Here is a 6238-nt window from a genome sequence, read left to right as displayed (position 1 = left end):
GTCACATGGTGTGGAGTGACAGAGTGACACCTGTGACAGCGGAGACCGGTAAGTGGGGGGTGTCACTGGCCAGCGCGGGGTACTTCGGCCGGCCGGTGTTCATCGCTCCCGTGCCACGAACGTCCCGAGTCCGCGAGACACGACCAACACGCCGTTGTCCTTCCGTAACTCCAACACCGCCCGACGAACTGTTCCTCGGGCCACGCCGTAGATCTCGGCCAGTTCCAGCTCTGCGGGCAGTCGAGCACCTGGCGGTAGTTCGCCTGACTCGATCTGCGTGGCTATGTCATCGGCCACCTGTCGCCAGAGCGGCACCGCAGAGCCGTGCTCGATGAGGTCCACGCGGGACGGCCAGGACATGTGTGCACTGTAGACACGCTCTGACCTGCTGAAACAACGTGAGCTGTCTCTCGACAGCTATACCTGTCCATAGATGTCCTATGCTGACCTGCATGGTTGCCATGCGTGAACCACGTCTTGGGGAGCGCTGTGCGTGCGGGAAGCCGGCGGTGATTGTGTACGTCAAGCAGCTCGGCGACGTGCCGTCCTGCCAGAAGCCCACGCTGGAGAACAGGGTGCCTCCATCGCATCATTCGAGGTAAGAAAGTCCCGCACGGCCGAGGGCTTTCATCGCCCTTCGTTCTCGCGTCGATTGACATGAAGAATAGATAGCAGCTTGCGAGCCTGAATCTGAAGAGGTGTACCCGATCCACTGTTGTCGATAAGATGGTGATTCACGAGCGGTCGAAATTGTGTATCAATACTCGACAGATATGCTGTCCAGTCGGCGAGTTTTGCCGCATCACGAGCCGCCCCACGATGGCGCACATAAGTAAACATACTCTCTGCGTCGCAATAGACCCAGACGATAGTCACGTCCACATTGAGGTCTACACATGTCGCTTCGACCCGATTCAACCAGGCGGAATCGTTGAACTCGCGTATAAACGGTGCTGTAACGATAGCGCTGTTGCCACACTCAACGTTTTCTATCCATGCAGCGTAGAGCGCCTCGTATTCACGCGGCCGCATAGTCATCAGATAGCCTTCAGACTCACGATCATTCGGCGAGAGGCCCATGCACTCTAGGCCCGCCTCCACAACTGGGCGCGTAAGCGTGTCTTTATCGAGGATCGGCCAACCGGTCTCCCTTGCGATAATGCGCCCAAGGGCGGTCTTGCCGCTGCCTGCATATCCGCCGATTAGCAGCAACTGTGACCGCATTACGCGCTGGCGCTCTTTTTCCGCGACATCGGGAGCGTGCACGACACGACCAACTCTCGGTTTGCTGATGACCAGACCTTCTTCCGACAGGACCTTCATTGCCTCGTTAATCGTGAACACGCTGACGTCCCACTCGTCCGCGAGTTCACGGGTTGACGGCAATGGTTGTCCGTGCCGCAGCTCCCCTGCCGCGATGTCGTTCCGCAGGTGACGGGCAATCTGCTGATGAGCTGACTCGGACCGAGTGATCCGTGGCGGCTTGGCCACGCGCTGCCTCCTACCTCCGCGCAAACAGTTGACCTGGTCAGGCTATCAGGAAGCTAACAGCCATCGTTGCTCGATATGCCCTGGTCAGCACGCTTTCGTTAGACCAGACGAGTGACTAACAGTTGACCTGTCATCCTAACAACTGTTAGCTTCGCAGGTGTCGCAAGCACCGCAAGCGGCGCAGGGCACGCAAGAGCCCCGACCGGTGCTGGAACACCGGCCGGGGCGGTACATCAGAGCTTGGGAGCAAAGATGCAGGTCAAGGGTACGCCCCGGTACTACCGGGTCAAGGCGGTGGCGGAGATGTTCGATGTGTCGCCGTCCACGATCTACCGGGCCATCGAGGCTGGTCAGCTCACCGCGATCCGGATCGGCGGGTCGGTGCGGGTGCCCGCGTCGGCTGTCGCCCTGTTCGAGCTGGAGTGCGCGCTGGACGAGACCGACGTGGCCGGTCTGTCGGCCGATGAGTCGGGGGAGGTGGCCTGAGATGGCGACAGCGACGATGACCGTGGCCGGTGGGGTGGACGTGTCCGTTCCGTTGCCGCGCGCCGAGAGCGTGCGGGTCGGGGCCGGTCCGGTGGTGGAGTGGTGTGCGCGGCGTGTGTCGTCGACCCGGACCGTGGTGTCGGTGTGGCTGCCGGGCGGACTCGACCCGGCTCGGCTGGCGGAGTTCACCGCTGGTCGGCTCGGTTGGGTCACGATCCGCATGGACGCGCCGCCGGACCAGATCCTGGCCGCTGTGGGTCTGTCCGGCCGGGAGGTGTCGGCCGACGACCTGGCCGGTGTGGCCGATGCCGTGCTGTGTGGTTACGACCGGGCCGGGGATGCGGAGGTCATGCTGACGGCGACGGCCACCGACGCGGTGCTGGCCGGTGAGCCCATGATCCGCCCGATGCGTGACCGGCACGAGACGGTGTGGCCCGATGTTGCTCGGTTCGAGCGCTGCCGTGCGGTGGTTGAGGCGTTGGTGACCGCTGGCCTGTCCCGGCCGCACATCGACAACCGGCCCGGTCAGGTCGCGTGATGCGCTCGATTCTCAACGAGAGGCAGGCGGCCGGCCGGGCCTGTGTGTGGTGTGGCCTGGACTTCGACCACCCGGCCCGCCGCGACAGGGTGGTCAAGGTGCCGGCCGGCCGGTCCACGACCGGGACGCGGGTGTTTGCCTGCTCGGTTCGGTGCGCGGACAAGTACTCGACGTTCATGGCAAAGCGCGCCACCGCATGCGCGGGATGCGCGGAGTGCGCACCACCCGACCAGCCGGGGCGGGGGGTGTCGCGGTGAGTGCCACCGATGTGTTGGCCAGGTTCGGGACCTGGGTCCTGTTGCGGTTCGTGCTGGCGTTGCTGGTGTTCGTGCTGCTGCACCTGATCCGCCTGCCGGTGCTGTTGCTCGCGGCGGTGTTGACCGGCGCGATGACGCGGGTGGACCTGGCGGTGACGACGGCTGGGCCGGGATCTGTTGACGGGGAGGGAACTCGATGAACGAGTACTCAAGGAACACCGTGGACAACATCACGAACACCGAGACCGCGGATACCGAGTCCGTGAGTGCCGAGACTCGGCGGCTGGCTCGTCGTGCGCGCTTGCTCGGGTGGTGCGGCGCGCACATGGTGGATCTGCTGATCTTCCCGCTTGCTGCGGTGTCGGCGGTGATGGCGGTGCCGGCGATGGCCGCGTTCGGGCACGAGGTGTACGGCACGGCCGGGGGCTACGCCTTGCCGGTGTTCACCGTGTTGGGTATGTGGGTGTTCGCGGTCGCGGTGCACCTGGTTCGGCACCGCAACGCCCGGGACGAGGGGGATCGTCCGGTGTGGGCGCTGCGGGTCGGGACGTGGACGTTCGCTGCGGTGGTGGCCGGTCTGAACTTCCTGCACGGTGCCACGATCCCGGACGGGAGCGTGGCGGCCGGGTTGGTGCTGGCGACGGCGTCGGTGGCCGGGGTGGTGGCCCACCAGTTGGTGACACCCCGGCCAGGCGACGCCTGCTCTGGGGACCGACGCCGTGACCACCGGCCGACCCGCTGGCGCCGGTCGGGGGCTGCGTCATGACCACCGACCACACAACAGCGCCAGTTCCCGGGCCGGGGGACGCGACAGCGGTGACCAGTCGGGATGGTGTGCCGGTGGACCTACCCGACCAGGCCGTGCGGGTGGCGTCCTGGGTGGGCTGGCACCTGTTCGAGATCACCGCCGTCACCGGGCCCGCGCTGATCGCGGTCACGCTCACGCCCTGGGCGTGGCTGGTAGCCGGCCTGACCGCCACAGGGTGGACGGTCCACGAGATCCGGACCGCACACCAGCGCGCCCGGAACGAGCGCGACCTGTCGGCCACCGGTCCGGCGAACAGCAGCGTGTCGGTCCCCGCAGAAGCCGAGAACCTCGGCCCTGCCCGGGCCTGTACTGGGGTCGACCACACCGACCAACCACACCCGCCGAACCGACGCGCCCCGGCCGTCTGACCCTCGGTCGATCGAGCCGCGATCGACCTCGACTCGTGCAGGTCACCGGGTCGATCGACCCCCGTCAAGAACACCCCCGACCCGGCGGTGAATCCCGCCAAGAACCCCTGCCGGGTCGGGGGTTCCCAACCACCCAAGAAACCCCCAATCGACCAAGGTCGATCGACCTCGATTCCTGGAGTTGTCACCGATGTCTGCCGCGTTCACGAACACCCCCGACCCTGGCCCCGATCCCCGCAGCAACCCGACCCGTACGCCGGTGTCGGTGGCGTCGCCGGAACGGTTGCGTGCGCTGCTGCGGGAGCGCACGCCGGATCGACTGGTGCTCGATGTCGAGACGGTGGCGACGGTGTTGTACGTGTCGCCGTTCACGCCGCGCGAGTGGCGCCGGATGGGACCGGTGCACCTGGCCGGCTACGTGGCCGGCCTGGTTGCCGATCCGCGTTTCCGGGTGGCGGAACTGGTGGCGCTGGTGTCGGTCACCGCGCCGAGCACCGGCGGAGCTGGTGCGCGGTTTGCAGCTGCGCGGCGGTGCGCCGGCCGTGTGGTCGCGGCTCTGTCCAACTAGCTCGATCGGGAGAAGCGCTGTGAGCCACGCGAACACCACCACCAACGAACCCATGAACGGTCCCGTGAACAGCCCGGTGACCGGACGGCGGCTCTACCCCGTCACCACCGACACCGTCGCCACCGATCCGGGGACCGACAACAACGGGGTGCCGGTGCCGGGTGATCTGGTGGCGCGGATGGCCGCGCAAACCGAGCAGGCTCGTGCGTGGCTGCCGCCGGTCGACCCGGCCGTGTTCGACTGCTACCTGGGAACCCTCGCCACCGCGATCGACCCGTACACCGAGGCCGACCCGGTGGGTGTGCTCGCCTCGTTGCTCGCGGCGGCCGGTGTCCACATCGGTCCGGACGCGCACCTGCCGTTGGGGATGGAACGGCACCCACTGGTGGTGTGGCCGTTGCTGATCGGCCACACCGGATCAGGCAAGAAAGGCACCGCCTGGGGTGCGACGAAAACCGTGCTCACCGCCGCTGACACCGAGTTCGTTGCCTGCAACATCCACTCGGGACTGTCCAGTGGGGAGGGTCTCGCGACCGTGTTCGCCACCGACGACACCGACAACGACACCGGTGGGAGTGCCCGCAGGTCCCGGCCTGCTCGGTTGCTGCCGGACGGGGACCTGCGGCTACTGGCCTACGAACCGGAGTGGGCATCGGTCATGGCCCGCATGAAACGGGAGGGCAACACCCTCTCGGCGACGCTGCGCGCGGCGTGGGAGGGAGGGAACCTGTCCACCCTGAACGTCGACGCCCGCGTAGCCAGGCGCGGTCACGTCGGCATCCTCGCCCACATCACCCCCGGCGAGTTCAAAGCCAAAGTGTCCACATCAGACATGGCCGGCGGCACCTACAACCGGTTCCTCCCGATCGCGGTCGCCCAGTCCAAGTTCCTCCACCTACCCACCACACCAACCCCAGAACTCCTGACCGAACTCGGCACCGCGCTGGCCCACCGACTCGACCAAGCCGGGGACGTGACGGCCGTCCAGTTCGCGCCCGGCACCGAACACCTGTGGGCAGCCCTTTACCTGGAGTTCGCCACCACCACCGGAACCGGGCCGGCCGCCGAACGCCTCACCGAGTTCACCAGCCGCGCCGCACCCCACTGCCTCAGGGTCGCCGCGCTCTACGCCGCACTGGACGGATCCCACCTCATCCAACCCGGCCACCTGGCCGCCGCCGCCGCACTCATCCGCTACAGCCTCGCCAGCGCCGCCGCTGTCCTGCGACCAGCGGGCCACCTGGTCGCGCTCGCGGCCTGGCTCACCGACGCCGGGGACCAGGGACGGACACGGGAGCAGGTCCGGTCAGACTTCTACGGCCGGAACAAGAGCGCCGCCGAAGTCTCCGCACTGCTCGACGAACTCACCGCCGCTGGCCGGATCACGGTCACTAAGCGTGCACCCGCCGGGGGACGAGGGAAACCCGCAGAGGTCTACACCGCCAACCCCAACGCGGTTAACGCGGTTACGCGGTAACGCCATGACCAGCACAAACACCCCCACACCACCACCCATTAACCGCGTACCGAACGCGGTTAATCACCCACCACAACCACAAAACCGCAGGTCAACGACTTACCGCGTAACCGCGTTAACCGCGTACCACCCCCACACCCACCCACCACACCAAGTAACCAGCACGCCGGGGAGCGCGGACCTGTGACACCCACTACCGGTCGCACCTGTCACAGGTGTCACTCTGTCACTCCACACCATGTGAC

10 protein-coding genes are annotated in these 6238 nt (G+C 66.7%); 8 read left to right on the top strand and 2 right to left on the bottom strand.

The genetic code is table 11. The annotated features are described in order from the left end of the window. Positions 1 to 99: 99 nt before the first annotated feature. Together ACYVIP_RS45175 and ACYVIP_RS45170 are read right to left on the bottom strand one after the other, a co-directional pair. Complete coding sequence (locus ACYVIP_RS45175) at positions 100 to 360, bottom strand: GntR family transcriptional regulator (protein ID WP_460407472.1); 261 nt, start codon at positions 358 to 360, stop codon at positions 100 to 102. Positions 361 to 627: 267 nt separating this feature from the next. Beyond that, on the bottom strand, positions 628 to 1491 hold the full coding sequence (locus ACYVIP_RS45170; RefSeq protein WP_460407471.1) for a GntR family transcriptional regulator: 864 nt from the start codon (positions 1489 to 1491) through the stop codon (positions 628 to 630). Between the two features lie 252 nt (positions 1492 to 1743). Here ACYVIP_RS45170 and ACYVIP_RS45165 point away from each other — a divergent pair, with 252 nt between their 5' ends. The 8 genes from ACYVIP_RS45165 (at position 1744) to ACYVIP_RS45130 (ending at position 5993) form a co-directional block, all read left to right on the top strand. Next, complete coding sequence (locus ACYVIP_RS45165) at positions 1744 to 1977, top strand: helix-turn-helix domain-containing protein (protein WP_460407470.1); 234 nt, start codon at positions 1744 to 1746, stop codon at positions 1975 to 1977. Position 1978: 1 nt separating this feature from the next. Continuing rightward, the gene (locus ACYVIP_RS45160; protein ID WP_460407469.1) at positions 1979 to 2515 is read left to right on the top strand and encodes a hypothetical protein; all 537 of its coding nucleotides are present in this window, start codon (positions 1979 to 1981) and stop codon (positions 2513 to 2515) included. Beyond that, on the top strand, positions 2515 to 2772 hold the full coding sequence (locus tag ACYVIP_RS45155) for a hypothetical protein (RefSeq protein ID WP_460407468.1): 258 nt from the start codon (positions 2515 to 2517) through the stop codon (positions 2770 to 2772). The genes ACYVIP_RS45160 and ACYVIP_RS45155 overlap by 1 nt, the downstream gene beginning before the upstream one ends. Next, the gene (locus ACYVIP_RS45150) at positions 2769 to 2972 is read left to right on the top strand and encodes a hypothetical protein (RefSeq protein ID WP_460407466.1); all 204 of its coding nucleotides are present in this window, start codon (positions 2769 to 2771) and stop codon (positions 2970 to 2972) included. The genes ACYVIP_RS45155 and ACYVIP_RS45150 overlap by 4 nt, the downstream gene beginning before the upstream one ends. Beyond that, positions 2969 to 3538 (top strand): hypothetical protein, encoded by a 570-nt coding sequence (locus ACYVIP_RS45145; RefSeq protein ID WP_460407464.1) that lies wholly within the window; start codon positions 2969 to 2971, stop codon positions 3536 to 3538. Before ACYVIP_RS45150 ends, ACYVIP_RS45145 begins: the two co-directional genes overlap by 4 nt. Before the next feature lie 50 nt (positions 3539 to 3588). After that, positions 3589 to 3948: a hypothetical protein gene (locus ACYVIP_RS45140; RefSeq protein ID WP_460407462.1), complete on the top strand. Its 360-nt coding sequence runs from the start codon at positions 3589 to 3591 to the stop codon at positions 3946 to 3948. Between the two features lie 190 nt (positions 3949 to 4138). After that, entirely contained in the window at positions 4139 to 4516 is a 378-nt protein-coding gene (locus ACYVIP_RS45135) for a hypothetical protein (protein WP_460407460.1), read from the top strand. 52 nt (positions 4517 to 4568) lie between these two features. After that, positions 4569 to 5993, top strand: coding sequence for a DUF3987 domain-containing protein (locus ACYVIP_RS45130; protein WP_460407459.1), 1425 nt, complete (start codon positions 4569 to 4571; stop codon positions 5991 to 5993). The last annotated feature ends 245 nt before the right edge of the window (positions 5994 to 6238 follow it).

The organism is Actinophytocola sediminis, from assembly GCF_054779715.1.
Note: the sequence above shows the minus strand (reverse complement) of the source record. Positions and strands in the feature narration are given on the sequence as shown.